Source organism: Clostridium massiliamazoniense, from assembly GCF_001403635.1.
Classification (GTDB): Bacteria; Bacillota; Clostridia; order Clostridiales; family Clostridiaceae; genus Sarcina; species Sarcina massiliamazoniense.
The window spans coordinates 210032-226897 of record NZ_LN879468.1; the positions used below are offsets into that span (position 1 = coordinate 210032).

Below are 16866 nucleotides of genomic sequence, written 5' to 3' on the forward strand. Positions count from 1 at the left end.
TTAAAAGCTTTAGGGGGACATTTATTGATGAATAAGGTTTTAAATAAATACGAAGTCGAACAATTAGAAAAAATAGAAGCATGGAAACATGAAAAAATAGACTTATATGATAAGTCTATGGCTTTTATAACTAAACCATTTTCAGGAATAGCTGAAAATGTAGCTAGTGAAAAGATTGTTAGGGGGCTTTTAAAATTTACTTGGAACATCGCAGATAGTTCAATGGATTATAGAAGGATAATGAAAGAAGCAAAGGTTAATTCTATTGAGGAATTAAAGAATAAGTCTTTAAAGGAATGTGATAACTTAGCTAAAAACGCCCATAACAGGGCAGTTGGAATAGCGGCAGCGCAAGGAATAACTGTTGGAAGTATTGGACTCGTAGGTCTAGCAGTGGATATTCCCTTTGTGCTTTCACTTGCATTAAGAACTATAATGAGAATAGGTGGTTGCTATGGCTATAAATTTAATAGTGAATATGAAAAAGAATTTGCTTTATCTGTACTTGGGGCAGGGGCAATAAGAACAGTGAAGGAAAGAGAAAAGGCTTTATCTATAGTAAATAAAATAGAGCATGTTATTGATGAAAAAGATATTAAAAAACTTTCAGGGAAGATGGTTAGTAAAACTTTATCTAAAGAAATCGGTATCATGAGTGTTCATGCCATAGAACAAGAATTAGAAATAGAAATTTCAAGAGAAATAAGTATGCTCTTACTTAATGAGAAGGTTCTAGAAAGTGTACCTATAGTCGGAGGAACTATAGGAGCTGTATTGAATACAAGATATATTAATCATATAGGTTGGGCTGCAAGACGTCTTTATCAACATAGGTGGTTAGTTGATAATAGAAAAATTAAAATTGAAGATGGAATAATAACTACTATACCTAAGGAGTATATATCAATAGAAGAAGAACTAACTGTAGGTCTAGATGATTATATGTAGTTAATTTCTAAAAAAATCCCTAATTAATATATTAGGGGTTTTTTGAGTTTTTTTAGGTCAATTAGAATTGCATTGTTAATATACTTTATATAGGTAATAGAGGAATAGGAAATCACTTTAATTAATAATAAAAGTAATGTATTATAATAAATGTAGAAGCGATTAAGAAAAATGCTTTGAAAAATAATAATAATTTAGGTAAAACTTTGCCATTATCTAAAATTGTTATTATTCCTCCATGTATTATAATAACCTAGGCTTAAAATTTTTTGAGCTAGACAACTTAAAACTATAATTTATTAAAACTTTTTACATCTGTTTACCCTGGTACAAGCTTATACTTGAACCAGGGTAAAAAAATATTATAATACTCTTATTTTTTGAGTAAGAAATAAATAATCTCAACTTGTAAATAAGTTTAATTGGTTATGGAGATTGAGATAATTGAGCTAAATATTCACATAGAACTAAAGCTTCTTATGGATTGAATTTATACTTATTTAAACTTTACAAAAGAGTAATTATATTATATAATGAAAAAATATGATTGAATAAGATTTTATTCAGAAATATTTTATAGAAATATACTGAAACTTAAATCAAATTGATCTAAGCAATTTAATGCGTATACTTCATCTTAATAACATAGAAGGAACTCATTAGTTAATTGCAAGATAAGTCATATAGTTTCATGGAATAAGTCAGTTCTTATATCTTCTACAAACAAAAAATATTGGAAATTCAGTAATGAGTTTCAGATTTGACTTATTCCTAAATCTTTTATATAATAATTAATATAAGGTGAACAAAAGTTCACAAAAAAATTGAATATGTAATAAGGTTAGCGTTAAACCTATTACCCACATGGGGGCGTTTTGGCTTCGACGGGGGTGAGGTTGGTTTGATAAGCGAGTAAGGATAAGCATGGAATCCTTTGAACAGCTATGCATTAAATATAAACGCAAACAATAATGAATTTGCTTTAGCAGCCTAGTCTGCTAACATCCTGCCTTGGTTGCCCACGGCTGAGTCACAGGGTGTCAATTAAAGTGGGGAACCGCGCTTAGCAAAGCTTTGAGCTAAGAACGGAAGATATGAAGCTACTGCAACAAGAATCCTGTCTGTGGGAGTCTTGAAGCGGGAATTTTAAAACACAAGACTACACTCGTAGAAAGTCTTATTGACTTGCTTTCGGACAGGGGTTCGATACCCCTCGCTTCCACCATTATAAACACTTGTGTTAGACGCAGGTGTTTTTTTTATTTTATATTTTAATTGACTTATGTCAATATCTTGGACACAAAAAATTGAATTTTATACATGCATTATCATAAGGACACCCTTTTTGGCTAAATGATTGAGTAATATTAAGACTATAACATAGCTCTTTCATGTCATTACTAGTATATTGTGATTCTAAATCACTATGAAAAATTAGACTTGTGTTTTTATCTGGAGCTTGAGTATAATAAGCATTTTTTAAAGCGATAAGAACTAAATTATTATCCATCTTTTTATCAAAAGAGTAACCAATTATTTTTTAGAATGTAAATCTAATACAGAAGCTAAATAATACCAACCATTTTGTTGAGTCTTTATATAAGTAATATTCTTATTATTCTTTATCCACCCATTTATAGTTGATTTTGCTATGCTATATTCACTGCTTATTTCTATTACACTCATTCTAGAATTGTATAAATCAGAAATCATTTCTTTATAGTCATCTGTATAATTTACTTCTACCCATAGTAGAAATACATACTCTCTTAACTAAATATAATTTTACTTAGTTTGATTAAATGTGTCCACTATTTTATACTAACACTATTTCATACCCTAGCATATCATCAAGTTCAGCAGTTAAAGCTTCTTGAAGAACATCCTTAAATAAAGATTTTAATGCTTTCAAAACCTCCATGCTATCGCTAAAATTTTGCTCCTTAACATAGTTTTTTTAAAATTCTTTCAACATTTTTGACATAATAAAACAACTTCTTCCTGTAATTTATTGTTATCTAAATTCTCTTCAAGAAGAAGTTGTTTATTCAATTTACACAAATTTATTTATAGGGTCCATTCAAACTATATTTTATGCTTTTATAATATAGAATCTTTGATTATCACTTCCAGAATGTTGATGTGATAATAGCTTAGTTCCATTTGTTGTATTACTACCTGTTAAATCTAATACAGATGGGTTTAGATAATTTCCAAGATAATTAGCTATAATGAAAGAACCATCTTCTTGTTGGTGTAGGTACCATCTTTGTAAATTTGTACTATAGTAATCTATTCCTTGATCTTCTAATGTTGCATTTCCAGAATTATCAGTTAAAAAGTATCCTGCATGATTCTTATTTAAAATGATGAAGGCTCTTCTATTACTATCAAATTGAAAAGTCCACTTTTGTGCATTACTAGTTCCATTATCGTAGATAACAACATTTCTTGCTGATCCAGAAATATCTAAGCACTTATTTTTGTCTAGTTTAGTTACTATTTTCCATTCTCCTGATAATAATTCATTCATTTTATTAATACTACTCATATAAAAAAACTCCTTTAATTTTAAATTTTGTAAGCTGCTTACATAAATAAAATATTACTTTAAGAATAATTTTTGCATAAAAGTTAATATTAATATTATTTTTTATTTTAATATAAGTATATATGTACATAAATAACAAAAATATAATCTTTTATTTGTAAAAAACAATTTTACTAAGGTTAACTTAAGAAAGTTATAAGCTATATTGTGATTATAAGGGAAATTGGTTATTCTTTCTGATACTTTTTAATGATTAAATTATTTATTTGTAAATTTATTTAAGTATTTTTATATTATTAATTTAAATAAACAAAGTGTAAATAAAATGTAAACCTTTTTATTTGCTATAAAGTATATAATAGAAGAAAATTATAACAAGGTAATTTGTTACTAAAATAAAATTTTATTTAAAAGGTGGTTTACAAATGATAAAAAATAAGTTATTAAAATTTATAATATATGGAGCTGTCATATCGACAGTTTTAGGTACTGTTACTCTAACTAAAGTAACAGGTGTTAAGAACTTTCATGAAATTAATAAAATTTTTTTTAGCAATATAAATCAAAAACCTAATATAAGTTCAAGTTCATTATCAAACTCAAGTATTAGTAGCAATTCAGGAACTGTTAGTTCAAGCTCATCATCAAGTTCAAGTATTAGTGGTAATTTAGGAACTGTTAGTTCAAGCTCATCATCAAGTTCAAGTATTAGTGGCAATTCAGGAACTGTTAGTTCAAGTTCATCATCAAGTTCAAGTATTAGTAGCAATTCAGGAACTACAAATTCAGTACCTAATAAGAACAATATAAATAAAGAGAAATTTGTTGATTATTCCGGATTATATAATATAAATTCTTTGAGAAATTTAAATAATAGTAAATCTAAAAAGATAAAAAGTCAAATTAATAATTTGATTTCAATGGCTAACAACTTATTGAAGGTAAAGGATTATCCGACAGTTACTGATAAAACTATTTTGGTTTCAAAAGGTGAAAATAAGCATGATTTTGCATCTATGACACCTTATTTATGGAGTGATCCTTCATCTAAAAGTGGATACGTTGTAAAGGATGGTGTTGATAATCCAGAAAGATTAAATTCTAAGGAATATGATGCTGTAAGATTAAATAAAATGGTTAGTGATTTAAATACTCTTTCTATAGCTTATGCTATAACAGGAAACAAAGCTTATGCAAAACAAGCAACAAATTTTTTAAAGGTTTGGTTTATAGATAATCAAACTAAAATGAATCCTAATATGAAGTATGCAGAAATATTTGTAAATAGCAAAGGAGAAACCTACTTTAGTGGCTCATCTATGATATCAGCTATTCCCTTTATATCAGTTGTAAATGATATATATTTAATAGAAAATTCAAAATATCTATCATCAAATGATAACAAGGCATTAAAAGAATGGTTTGGAGCATTTGCAAATTGGTTATTAGCACAAAAACCAGGGGGATTAGATAGATTAAGAATTGATAATCACGGAACTTGGTTACAAGCTGAGTTAGCTACATTCTATGAGTTTGCTGGACAATATGATAAAGCTTTAAATGCATTAAAAGCTGTTGGACCAGATGCTATTTTCCCCCAAATTAAAAAGAATGGGAAAATTCCATCAGCATTAATAAGAACTAAATCTGTGGCCTATACGGAGTTTAATTTAGAGGCTTTTATAACCTTAGCTACCATGGGAGAAAAACTTGGAGTTCCTATTTGGAATTATGTATCTCCAAATGGTGGATCAATAAAGGGGGGAATAGATTATTTAGATAAATATTTATTAGGTGAAGAAAGTTGGCCTTATCAGAATATAAAAGGAAAAGATGTTGAACAACCTAGTAATAAGATATTTATGTTATATTTAGCAATGGCTTATAAACAATATAAAAAGCCTGCATATTTACAAACAATACTAAAATATACTAATAATGATATAGGATATAGATATTTATTAACAGAATCATATCTTAATTAAGTAAGTTGCTATTAAATTGATATTTAGCTTTTAAGTATATCTTCTATTTTGTATAAATAAAGTATAGAGAATTTTAGATGAGTTGTATGATTTAAATATAAAAGGATTATTTCTAAATTAGGAATTTTATTTAGAGATAATTCTTTTTTTATGAAATATTCTAATTCTTATTAATTCAAGAAGGCCTTTCTTTATCATAATAATCTAATATGGAGAATGAAAGATTGCTAAATTAATATTATTGACTATATTAATGAAATTTTGTAAGAAAATAAGGAAACATAATTTAAAACTCTTATATGCTTATAAAGATATAAGAGTTAATTTATATTTATGTGTAGAATATTAAAAAATATTTAAATAAGTATTGACTTAAAGTTAACTCCAAGGTGTAAGATAAATTTAATTAATTTTTTATAAAAAGGAGAAACTAATAATGCGTGAATTTAAAGATATTTTTCCAAGAGGAGATAAAAATGATGCATATGCAAAGTATTTTACAGGACAAAGCTATCTTAATATGCTTACGATGGATAGCGCTGTAATAGCAAATGTTACTTTTGAACCAGGATGTAGAAATAATTGGCATATCCACCATAAAGGAAGACAAATTCTTCTTTGTACATCAGGAAGAGGATGGTATGTTGAGGAAGGAAAAGAACCTAGAGAGTTAAAACAAGGTGATGTTGTAAGTATACCACCAGAAACAAAACATTGGCATGGAGCAGCAAAGGATAGTTGGTTTGCACATGTTGCTATTGAGGTTCCAGTGGAAGGTGCATCTAATGAATGGTGTGAACCTGTTAGTGATGAAGAATATAATAAATTAAAATAAAAGAATTGACAAAAGAGAAGTTTAGTAGTAAATTTAATACAAATGAGTGAACATTCATTCAAAGATTATTTTGTTTGGAGATTAGTATGAAAGAAAATATACAGGACAAAAAAGCTCTTGTTTTAAATGCTACATTAGAGCTTATATCTGAGCAGGGGTTTCATGGAACACCAGTATCACAAATTGCTAAAAGAGCAAAGGTTGCAGTTGGTACAATTTACCTTTATTTTCCTAATAAGGAGGATATAATTAATACCCTCTATATTGACATTAAAACTCGTTTAGCTCAGTATATTCTTAAGAATTATTCGGAAGAGAGAACTATAAAGGAAAGCTTTTTAGTAATATTACATAATATTGTTGATTACTTTGTAAAGTATCCAAAGGAATTTCTTTTTATAGAGCAATATTCTAATTCGCCATTAATAACATCTAATACTAAGGAGGAAGGTATAGATATATTTATGCCAGTTAGAGAGTTATTTAATAAGGCTCAAAAAGAGAAATTAATTAAAGAACTTCCAATAGAAATGCTTATAATTCTTACTAATGGAGCAACTTTATCTTTAGTTAAACTTTGTTTATTTAGCGATGTTAAAGTTGATGAAGCTATTCTTGAAGCAGGATTAGAAGCTATTTGGGATACAATTAAAAAATAATATTGTATCCTTTCTTTAAAAAATCAACTGAATGAATGTTCAGTCATATTACTTATTACAATAAAAAATTTTTTGGACTTAAATATTAAAATTTATAAATTTCAAAGTAGGAGGAATCTGTTATGGAATATATAAAAAATGAAAAAAAGGGATTTGAAGTATCTAGATTAGGATTGGGATGTGGTCGTTTAGCCAATGCCACTGCTGATAAAAATGAGAGTATAAATACAATTCGTGCTGCATTAGATTCTGGAATTACACTTCTTAATACAGCAGATTTTTATGGAACTGGAACTAGTGAAATGTTAATTGGTGAAGCATTAAAGGGTTATGATAGAGATAAAGCTTTTATATCCTTGAAGTTTGGTGCTTTAATGGATCCTAAGGGGAGAATGTATGGGCTTGATGTAGATCCTAAAAATATAAAAAATTACATTACTTATTCACTTAAAAGATTAAATGTGGATTATATAGACCTTTATCAACCAGGTAGAATTGACTTAGGAATTCCTGTTGAGGAAACTATAGGAGCTATAGCTGATTTAGTTAAAGAAGGATATGTTAAACATATTGGACTTACTCAAGTTGATGCTGAAACTTTAAGAAAAGCAAATGCAGTTCATCCTATAAGCTTAGTAGAATTAGAATATTCTCTTTTTAACCGTAAAATAGAAAAAGAGCTTTTACCAACAGCAAGAGAATTAGGAATTGATGTTGTAGCTTTTGGTGCATTAGCTCATGGAATTCTTAGTGGAACTTGGACAAAGGATAAAGGTGATGGCTATAATTCTATGATTCCATTATATGCTAAGGGAAATATAGAAAAAAATCTTTCTCTTATTGAAGAATTACGTAAAATAGCTATAGAAAAGCAAATAACTGTACCACAACTTGCTTTTGCTTGGCTTTTAGCTAAAGGTGAAGATATTATTCCTTTAATTGGTTCAAGACAAGTTGTTAATCTTCAACAATCAATAAAATCTTTAGATGTTAAATTAACTGAAGATGATGTTAGAAGAATTGAATTAGCTGTACCTGAAAGTGAAATAGCTGGAGAAAGTTTTCCTAATATGCAATTTAAAAATGGTATAGTGGTTCGTCAGTAAAAGGAATTTATAAGTCTTAAAATGATTTTTATACTAAGTTTATAATATTTTGATTTTAAGATATAATATAAAAAAAAGTTTCTAAAAAGGGTGACTAATATGGAGAATAAAGAAAATAGTTTATATGATGTTTTTTTTAATTATTCATATTCTCAATTAAAGGGAATGTTTAAAAATGCCAAAACAAAGGATGAACAGGACTTTTATATGACTTTGGCTAATTTAGTTCTTCAAAAAGAGCAAAAAAGTAATAGAGAGATAATATTAAGTAATAAAATAAAAATTTAAATATATTAGGTATAGATAGACTATTTAGTCTGTCTATATTTTTTATTTTACATAAGAAAGTTTGAAAAAATTTAAATTTGTATTCTAAGAATAACCTGAAGTATATGATGAATTTAGGGAATTATAAAAAATATGAGGGGTAAGCTATGGAAATAAAGAAAAAAGGAGAAAAGGGAATAAAAACTATTCTTTTGCTAGTTTTGATAATTTTTTTAGTAAAAGGAATTATGGTTATTAAAGAATGGAAGACAATTAAAGAAAATAAATATTTATTAGAACAGAGCATATTAAATAATAAAGATATTAAAATAAAGATAGATAAATATGATAATGAGATAGTCATGACAGAGGAAGCTTAAAAGTTTGGAATTAAAAAATAAATAATTAAGGAGAGACTTGCTATGGAATGGCATAAGATTAAAGAGAGAAAAGATATTAATACTTGAAGAATATTGCGGGTTTCATGACTCTTGTTTAGTTGAATTAAATTACAAAAGTGGAACATATATAGATGAAGAAAGAAGTATGAATTTTGGAACAAATAAAGAAAGAGAGCTTCATATGATTTTTCAAAGTCAATGTACAGAAAAGGTATTAGAATTATGTCTTACAGATGTAAAAAGGTTCCATGTAGGGGATTTGCAAGAGGACTATAGTTATGAAATTTTTCAGTGTTATTTAGAAATATGGATTAGAATAATAAATAAATTCTGATGTTTACAGATTATTAATAAGCCCTGTGAGAACTGATAAATAGAGGGATGCAACTGTAGGTTGACAAAAAGAAATCCATAGTTGGTAGATTAAAAGAGATAGATTTTATATAGTTTTCTATGGAGGTGAAAAAATTGGTGTTAGAGGAAAAGTTACAAATACTAAGAAAAAGAAATGGTTTATCTCAAGAAAGATTAGCTGAAAAGTTAGGGGTTTCAAGACAAGCAGTTTCAAAGTGGGAGTCTGGACAATCAATACCAGATTTAAATAAATTAATAAAGTTATCAGAATTATATAATGTGACAATTGATAGTTTAGTTAGAGATAATATTGAGTTTAACACTTTGGAAAAGTGTAGTAAGGAAGAACAAGATTCAGAAGAATTTAATAATAAAAAAACGCAGATAGTTGTTAATTTAAATAGTAGGTGGACAATAGAGCATGAATATAAAAGCAAAGCAACCTTATTTGGAATTCCTCTTATACATGTTAATTTAGGTAGAGGTCTAAAAAAGGCTAAGGGCATAATAGCGGTGGGGAATATATCTTGTGGAATAATATCTATAGGATTTATGTCTTTTGGTATTCTAAGCATGGGATTTATGTCTATAGGATTAATTAGCTTAGCTTTATTAGCAATAGGATTTTTATTAGCAGTAGGAGTTATTTCACTAGGTATCTTTTCTATTGGAGCAATTTCAATTGGTATATATTCATTGGGAGCACTAGCTATAGGAAAATATGCAGTTGGTGCATGTGCAATAGGATCAGATATAGCAATAGGAGATTTTGCAAGAGGGAATATAGCTATAGGAAATAAGACAGAGGGAATGTATAAGTTACCATTGAATGCTCCGGCAGAACAGGTAAAAGATTTGATAAAGCAAGAATATCCTAATTTAACGGAAGGGTTCATAAGTATAATTAATAAATTAGTGGGAATGATAAGTTAAAGTAGTGTAAGTTTAAAATAATTTCTTGTAATTAAGTTGTAAAAGAATTATAATAGTAAAAAATGGTCATAGAGGTGATTAGGTAAAATGAACAATTAATCTTATTCAAAGTAACAAAAAAATAGTTTAATTAGGTTTTTTAGGCATCAAAGAAGGTGTTTTATTAAGTGAACCTAAAAACTACTTAAAGTTAGGAATAAGATTAAATGTTATAACTGAAATAATTAATGGGGCAACTATAGCCTTTATTTGCGTGTAATAATATTTGTATATAATAACTTTCTTATCTTTAAGTAGTAGAAATACTGTTTAGAAATGAGGAAGTTTTTTTATTTCCTCAATAGAGGAGTGAAGAGTTATGGCACAAATTAAAATAAATAATTTAAGTTTTCAATATGATAATCATGGAGATGATATATTTAAAAATGTATCTTTAAATATAGATACGGAATGGAAGTTAGGGTTAATAGGTAGAAATGGTAGAGGAAAAACAACTTTTTTAAAGCTATTAAAGGGAGATTATAAATATAGTGGACAAATAATAAGTCCAGTAAGCTTTGATTATTTTCCTATGAAAGTGGAAAATGGTAGTGAAATTGCTTTAGAGGTAATGAGAGAGGCTATTGCACCTTTTACTAAATGGGAAGAAGAACTAGAGAAATATTCAACTAATCCTAAATATATAAAAGAATATGGAGAAGTTTTAGAGAAGTTTATAGATAACGATGGCTATATTATTAATGAAATTATAGAAAAAGAAGTAAGAAAAATAGATTTAGAACCAGAAATACTTAATAGAATTTTTAATACTTTGAGTCCTGGGGAACAAACAAAATTACTCTTAGTAGTATTATTCCTTAGAAAAAGTAACTTTTTGCTTATTGATGAACCTACTAATCATTTAGATACAGAAGGAAGAGAATGTGTAGCAAAATACTTAGAAAATAAAAAAGGATTTATACTAGTTTCACATGATAGAAATTTTTTAGATAGTGTTGTAAGTCATATTTTATCCATTAATAAAAGTGATATAGAAATTCAAAAGGGTAATTATTCCACATGGCAAATAAATAAGGATAGACAAGATGACTTTGAAAAAGGTGAAAATGAAAAGTTACTTAAGGATATAAATAGATTGAAAAAAACAGCTAAAGAAAAATCAAATTGGTCTCATAAGTTAGAGGGAAGCAAAATAGGGAGTGGACCTGTAGATAGAGGGTATATTGGACATAAATCTGCAAAAATGATGAAAAGAGCTAAAAGTTTAGAAAAGCGACAAGATAAAGCAATAGAGGAAAAATCAAATTTATTAAAAAATACAGAGAAAATAGAAAAACTTAAAATAGGTAATATAAATAATAAATCAGAGAAACTCTTAGAAGTTGTAGATTTACAAATAATATATGAAAAAGAGATTTTTAAGAAACCAATAAACTTTAAAATTAACTCTGGAGACCGTCTTTGGCTTAAAGGAAAAAATGGTTGTGGAAAATCAAGCTTAATAAAATTATTAATGGGCAAGGAGATTAATTATAGAGGGAGAATAGAAAAAATAAAGGAAATATCATATGTTTCTCAAGAGACAACATTCTTAAAAGGGAAAATTAGAGAATTTTCTAAAAGTAAAGGAATAGAGGAACAACATCTAAAAAGTAGTTTAACTCAATTAGGTGTAGATCATATTCAATTTGAGAAAAATATAGAAGAGTGGAGTGAAGGGCAAAAGAAAAAGTTACTTATTGCAGCAAGTTTATGTGAACCAACAAAGCTTTATATTTGGGATGAACCTTTAAATTTTATAGATGTAATTTCTAGAATACAAATAGAAAATATGATTCTTGAAGTAGAGCCTACTATGTTATTTGTTGAACATGACCAATATTTTGGAAATACAATAGCTACTAAGATTGTAGAGATATTATAAGATAGAGTTATAAAAAACTTAAGAAAAGCAGCTTTATCATTCATATTTTGATAAGACTACTTTTATAGTTTTTAGAATCATAACAGCTATAAAGAATTTTTATTGCAGTGGTTAATTATTAATATTTTTATATTAGTAAATTAATAAAGTTGTAATGGAGAAAGTCTTAGTGATAAGTTAGAATGTTAAGAAATTAATGATTTTGTATATATGAATATAAATAATAGATAAACTTTATTATTTGCTTGAGTTAATAATTGTTAATATAATGAAAAAAGTACTTGAGTTTAATTACTTGAGTATTTTTTATTTATTAATAATATTACAGGATGATATTTCTATGAAAGAGTTAAAAAATAATCTACTTAAAGAATTAAGAAAAATTACATATATAAATCTTGTTATAGTAATTTTAGTTAGTATTTTGAATCTATTAGAAGTAAAAACAATTTTATACGGAAATATATTTTTAATATTTATAATATTATTTTTTCTATATAGTATTAAAAGTGGTAATGTTACTAATGGAGAAAAGAGTATAAGGAAACTAAGTATTATGGCGAGTGGTTTAATAATAGTAAATACTATTGTTATAATTGTTATACTTCCTGTTATTATATGTTCCATAGTATTAATTCTTTGTGAAACTATAATGATAATATATTTACTTTATACAATTTATATAACATTAAAATTATATAAGAAGTTTATAAAATAAGAATTATGTAAATTTATAAAAAAGTCAAAAGATGAAGATTAGTATTTGATAGGAGATAAAAACATGAGTAATTATCCAAATTACAGAGTATCTGTGGAAATAGTATTAATACATAATAATAAGGTTTTGTTAACTAAAAGATCATCTAAAGCTAAAGTTGCACCAAATGTATGGAATGTACCTGCTGGAAAGGTAAAGTATTTAGAAACACCAATAGAAGCATTATATAGAGAAAGTAAGGAAGAAATAAATTTAAATGTAAGATTTATAAAGGAGTTAGGGGTTAGAGCCTTTAAGTCTGATAATGAAGAGGAAGTAATTTATAGACTAGTTTATACTTACTTAGTAGATGTTGAAGATAAGGAATTATTAAATTTAAAATTAAATGATGAACATACAGAATATAGATGGGTTAGTGGGGATGATATAAAGAACAAGATGTTTGATACTTTAGATGCTTCATTAAAAAATATCATATTATTTTCTTTAAATAAGAGCAGTTACTAATAAGAATAATAGGTATAATTACGTAGAAATAATAACAAAAATATCTATGAAGTACAGAGAGGTTCTAATTGTTTAAAAAGTTAATGTTAAAGTAACTGTAAATGAGGATTATGAGAATATAAATATGGAATATAGAGAAAATATATCTTACAGTTAAAGTGGACAAGTATTATTTGTCCACTTTATTAAGGTTCTATATAGATTTGTGTAAAAACAATTCTATATAGAGTTTTTTGTATGATTAAATGATTAATTGAAATTTTTATTTTAATCTATCATCAAAGCATAATTGAATTTGAATTCCAAATGGGTCTTCAACAATTCCATATGCTTTGCTAAATAGATTGCTGCCTAATGGTACAATTACTTTAGTTCTTTCATCTGTAATTAAGCTAGCATAAAATTGTTGTATTTCCTCTAAATCATTACTTTGAATACATAGAGAAGTATTGTTACCAACTTTATATTCTTCACTAGTATCCATTGTATTTTCAGCTATCATAATTTTAGTTTTACCAAGTTGTAAAACAGAGTGAGCAATATGATTTTTATTTTCATCAGTTAATTTTATTGACTTTTCACCCATCTTTACTAGATCTGCATATGTTACAGCCATTAATTGTTTAGCGTTAAAGTGTTTTTTATAAAAATTTATAGCATCTTGTGCTTTTCCATTCATTGAAAGAAAAATAGCAATTTCTAATGTTGTGCTCATAATATTAATCTCCTTTTGTGTAATAAATCATTTATCAATTATTATAGTATCGATATAAATAGAGTATAATATATAAAGGTATCAAAATATGAAACCTTTATTTAAAAAAGTTCTACAAAGGAGTAAATATGAAAAAATCAGAAAGATTAAACCATATGATAATGTATTTAAATGATGTAGATTATTTTAATTTAAGTGATTTAATGAACAAATATAATATTTCAAGAAGTACAGCTTTGCGTGATATTAGTTCATTAGAAGAATTGGGAATGCCTATTTATGCGGAGCAAGGTAGATATGGCAGATATATTATATTGAAAAATAGATTGTTATCACCTATTATATTTACATTCGATGAAGTGTATGCTCTATATTTTACAATGCTCACATTAAAATCCTATGAATCTACACCTTTTCATTTAAGTATAGACAAGCTGAGTGAAAAATTTGAAAATTGTTTATCAGAAAAACAAATAAAAGAAATTAATAAAATGAAAAAGGTCTTACAATTTGAAGCATCTAAACATAATAATGTTAGTCAATTTTTAGATAAGATTTTAGAAAGTATTATTAATGAAGTTAGTTGCAAGATTCAGTATTTGAAAAATAACAAACCAGTAAGTTATCATATTCAGTTTTTTAAAATTTCCTCTAGATTTGGACAGTGGTATGCTAATGGAATAGAGCTTAATAGTAATAAATATAAAGTTTTTAGATGTGATAAAATAACATCATTAGAATTTAGTAATGACAATTTAGAAATTCCAATTGAAAGATTAATAAACTCTTCTTTAGAGTTCTACCAATCTGATGAAAGTATTGAGTTTGAAGTAGAGATTTCAGATAGTGCAAAAGATATTTTTTATAAAGAACAGTATCCTTCAATGAAATTGGAAGTAGGAGAAAAGACAATTATAAAGGGATTTTTTAATAGAGGTGAAGAAGAGTTTATATCTGATTATATTCTTAGATATGGTACATCTGTTAAATCAGTAAAACCATATTGGTTAAAATGTATTGTTTATGAAAAAATAAAAAAGATACTAAATCATTATGAAGAAATTTAAATCTTATCTAAAATAAAGTATTAAAAATTTTATACTAGTGAAGGAGTCGATGATTTCAGTATTGTAGCTAAATGCAAAAGAATATTTAAGGAATACCTATAGAATAAACACTTAAAAAGGTGTTTGAGTCTATAGGTATTTTTATTTTCTTAATAAATATTGGATTAAGTAAAAGTCTAACTAATATTTTTTTTATATTCAGAGGGGGTTTGTCCTGTTATTTTCTTAAATGTTGTGCTGTAATATCCTTGATTACTAAAACCTACATTTAAAGCAACATCCAATAGAGATATGGATGGATTTTTTAAGTATATTTTACTTTTTTCAATTCTCCATAAGGTTAGAAATTGGACAAAGGTATAGCCTGTTTCTTTTTTAAAGAGATTACAAAAATAATATTTATTTATATTTAACTCTTCACAAATTTTATCAATTGAAATACTTTCAGAATACCTGCTGTGTATATATTGTATGGTTCTATTAACAAAAGGATTGGTAGTATTCATAGAAACATCTTCTAGTATATTAGAAAGTAAAGAATTTATATATTTAAAATTATTAGAATTAAGTACAGCTATATTGTGATAGTTACATAAATTAGATGTACAAAATGGTCCTATTAAAAAGAATAATGGTTTATTTATATTAAATGTAAAGGGAATAAATAAAAAGGAAATATTATCAGGGTATTCAAAAGTAAGTTTTGAATCTGTAGAGTATTTAGATTTTAAATCCTTAATAACATTAAGGTTATTTGTAATTTCTTTGGTTACCTCATCATGACCACATGAATTTAAAATATCAAAATTACTATTGAATAAGGAAATAGGTAATCTAGTACAATTGTTGAAATTTTCTAAGACTGAACGTAAGTAAAACATATAATTTAAATCTCCTTTAAAAACTCAATATTTTAAAAATTAAAGTAAATATATGAAAAACTTGTAAGTAAATCATATGATAATATATAAATGGTAATGAAAATCAATATCAATTAATCTGATTTTATATATATTATGTATTAATGATATTAAATTGTCAATTATACGTAATAAGAATTTAAAAGTAAATAATTTATACACAAAGGGGAATTTATTTTGAAGAAAATAGCTATTTATGGAAAAGGTGGAATAGGAAAATCAACTACAGTATCAAATGTATCAGCGGCTTTATCATGCTTAGGATATAAGGTTATGCAAATTGGATGTGATCCAAAAGCAGATTCAACTAAGAATCTAATGAAGGGAGAATTTATTCCTACAGTATTAGATGCAATGAAAAATAAAGGTGACGAATTAGAACTTAAAGATATAGTTTTTGAGGGATTTAATGGAGTTTTATGCGTTGAAGCTGGTGGTCCAACTCCAGGAGTAGGATGTGCAGGAAGAGGAATAATCGCAGCTTTTGAGCAATTAGAAGAATTAGAGGCTTTTGAAACTTATAAGCCAGATATAGTGATTTATGATGTATTAGGTGATGTGGTATGTGGTGGTTTTTCAATGCCTATAAGGAATGGGTATGCAGAGGAAGTTTTTGTGGTTACATCAGGTGAAATGATGTCTATGTATGCAGCCAGCAATATTTCTACAGCTGTAAAGCAATTTAAAAATAAAGGATATGCATCCTTAAGGGGATTAATTTTAAATGCTAAGAATGTAGAAAATGAAGTTGAACTTGTAAGTAAGCTCTGTGATGAAATTGATAGTAATATTATTCATTACGTACCAAGAAACCCAGCAATACAAGTATCTGAAAATAATGGTAAAACAGTTATTGAACATGATAGAGAATGTGAAATGGCATCAATATATTTTGACCTTGCTAAAAAAATTATAGGTTAATAAGTTAAAAAATAATAAGTGTAAGCCACAAATTAAAGAGTAAAAAGTTATATAA

The 16866-nt window shown here is 26.5% G+C and carries 19 protein-coding genes and 1 other RNA gene; 15 read left to right on the forward strand and 5 right to left on the reverse strand.

Features of this window, described 5'->3' with window-relative positions; genetic code table 11:
- Positions 1–27: 27 nt before the first annotated feature.
- Together ARA19_RS07950 and ssrA are read left to right on the forward strand one after the other, a co-directional pair.
- Positions 28–948: an EcsC family protein gene (locus ARA19_RS07950; protein ID WP_055070445.1), complete on the forward strand. Its 921-nt coding sequence runs from the start codon at positions 28–30 to the stop codon at positions 946–948.
- A gap of 866 nt (positions 949–1814) precedes the next feature.
- Positions 1815–2173, forward strand: a transfer-messenger RNA (tmRNA) gene (gene ssrA / locus ARA19_RS17125).
- A gap of 60 nt (positions 2174–2233) precedes the next feature.
- Here ssrA and ARA19_RS17130 read toward each other — a convergent pair.
- The 3 genes from ARA19_RS17130 to ARA19_RS07960 form a co-directional block, all read right to left on the reverse strand.
- Positions 2234–2458: a DDE-type integrase/transposase/recombinase gene (locus tag ARA19_RS17130; RefSeq protein ID WP_084764381.1), complete on the reverse strand. Its 225-nt coding sequence runs from the start codon at positions 2456–2458 to the stop codon at positions 2234–2236.
- Between the two features lie 23 nt (positions 2459–2481).
- The gene (locus ARA19_RS07955) at positions 2482–2661 is read right to left on the reverse strand and encodes a hypothetical protein (RefSeq protein WP_055070446.1); all 180 of its coding nucleotides are present in this window, start codon (positions 2659–2661) and stop codon (positions 2482–2484) included.
- 379 nt (positions 2662–3040) lie between these two features.
- Positions 3041–3499: an RICIN domain-containing protein gene (locus tag ARA19_RS07960; RefSeq protein ID WP_055070447.1), complete on the reverse strand. Its 459-nt coding sequence runs from the start codon at positions 3497–3499 to the stop codon at positions 3041–3043.
- A 425-nt stretch (positions 3500–3924) separates the two neighbouring features.
- On the opposite strand from ARA19_RS07960, the gene ARA19_RS07965 reads away from it, so the two are divergent.
- The 11 genes from ARA19_RS07965 (at position 3925) to ARA19_RS08015 (ending at position 13188) form a co-directional block, all read left to right on the forward strand.
- Positions 3925–5484, forward strand: a complete 1560-nt coding sequence (locus ARA19_RS07965; RefSeq protein ID WP_055070448.1) for an alginate lyase family protein — start codon at positions 3925–3927, stop codon at positions 5482–5484.
- Positions 5485–5920: 436 nt separating this feature from the next.
- A complete protein-coding gene (locus tag ARA19_RS07970; RefSeq protein WP_055070449.1) occupies positions 5921–6319 on the forward strand; it encodes a cupin domain-containing protein in 399 nt (132 codons plus the stop codon).
- An 86-nt stretch (positions 6320–6405) separates the two neighbouring features.
- Positions 6406–6978 (forward strand): TetR/AcrR family transcriptional regulator, encoded by a 573-nt coding sequence (locus ARA19_RS07975; protein ID WP_055070450.1) that lies wholly within the window; start codon positions 6406–6408, stop codon positions 6976–6978.
- 122 nt (positions 6979–7100) lie between these two features.
- A complete protein-coding gene (locus tag ARA19_RS07980) occupies positions 7101–8084 on the forward strand; it encodes an aldo/keto reductase (RefSeq protein WP_055070451.1) in 984 nt (327 codons plus the stop codon).
- A 99-nt stretch (positions 8085–8183) separates the two neighbouring features.
- Positions 8184–8372, forward strand: coding sequence for a hypothetical protein (locus tag ARA19_RS07985; RefSeq protein ID WP_055070452.1), 189 nt, complete (start codon positions 8184–8186; stop codon positions 8370–8372).
- Positions 8373–8518: 146 nt separating this feature from the next.
- Positions 8519–8731, forward strand: coding sequence for a hypothetical protein (locus tag ARA19_RS07990; RefSeq protein ID WP_055070453.1), 213 nt, complete (start codon positions 8519–8521; stop codon positions 8729–8731).
- 37 nt (positions 8732–8768) lie between these two features.
- Positions 8769–9086: a hypothetical protein gene (locus ARA19_RS07995; protein WP_055070454.1), complete on the forward strand. Its 318-nt coding sequence runs from the start codon at positions 8769–8771 to the stop codon at positions 9084–9086.
- Positions 9087–9223: 137 nt separating this feature from the next.
- The gene (locus tag ARA19_RS08000; RefSeq protein WP_242862440.1) at positions 9224–10039 is read left to right on the forward strand and encodes a helix-turn-helix domain-containing protein; all 816 of its coding nucleotides are present in this window, start codon (positions 9224–9226) and stop codon (positions 10037–10039) included.
- Between the two features lie 358 nt (positions 10040–10397).
- Positions 10398–11963: a ribosomal protection-like ABC-F family protein gene (gene abc-f, locus ARA19_RS08005; RefSeq protein ID WP_055070456.1), complete on the forward strand. Its 1566-nt coding sequence runs from the start codon at positions 10398–10400 to the stop codon at positions 11961–11963.
- Between the two features lie 340 nt (positions 11964–12303).
- Positions 12304–12681: a hypothetical protein gene (locus tag ARA19_RS08010; RefSeq protein WP_055070457.1), complete on the forward strand. Its 378-nt coding sequence runs from the start codon at positions 12304–12306 to the stop codon at positions 12679–12681.
- A gap of 63 nt (positions 12682–12744) precedes the next feature.
- Positions 12745–13188, forward strand: a complete 444-nt coding sequence (locus ARA19_RS08015; protein ID WP_055070458.1) for an NUDIX domain-containing protein — start codon at positions 12745–12747, stop codon at positions 13186–13188.
- A 262-nt stretch (positions 13189–13450) separates the two neighbouring features.
- Here ARA19_RS08015 and ARA19_RS08020 read toward each other — a convergent pair whose 3' ends face one another.
- Positions 13451–13903, reverse strand: a complete 453-nt coding sequence (locus tag ARA19_RS08020) for a VOC family protein (RefSeq protein WP_055070459.1) — start codon at positions 13901–13903, stop codon at positions 13451–13453.
- A 128-nt stretch (positions 13904–14031) separates the two neighbouring features.
- Between ARA19_RS08020 and ARA19_RS08025 the strand changes: the two genes are divergently transcribed.
- Positions 14032–14970 carry a helix-turn-helix transcriptional regulator gene (locus ARA19_RS08025; RefSeq protein WP_055070460.1) on the forward strand — a complete coding sequence of 313 codons (939 nt, stop codon included), beginning with the start codon at positions 14032–14034 and terminating at the stop codon, positions 14968–14970.
- A 176-nt stretch (positions 14971–15146) separates the two neighbouring features.
- On the opposite strand, the gene ARA19_RS08030 is transcribed toward ARA19_RS08025, so the two are convergent.
- The gene (locus tag ARA19_RS08030; RefSeq protein WP_055070461.1) at positions 15147–15851 is read right to left on the reverse strand and encodes a helix-turn-helix domain-containing protein; all 705 of its coding nucleotides are present in this window, start codon (positions 15849–15851) and stop codon (positions 15147–15149) included.
- 216 nt (positions 15852–16067) lie between these two features.
- Here ARA19_RS08030 and ARA19_RS08035 point away from each other — a divergent pair, with 216 nt between their 5' ends.
- Positions 16068–16811 (forward strand): nucleotide-binding protein, encoded by a 744-nt coding sequence (locus tag ARA19_RS08035; RefSeq protein ID WP_055070462.1) that lies wholly within the window; start codon positions 16068–16070, stop codon positions 16809–16811.
- Positions 16812–16866: the final 55 nt, after the last annotated feature.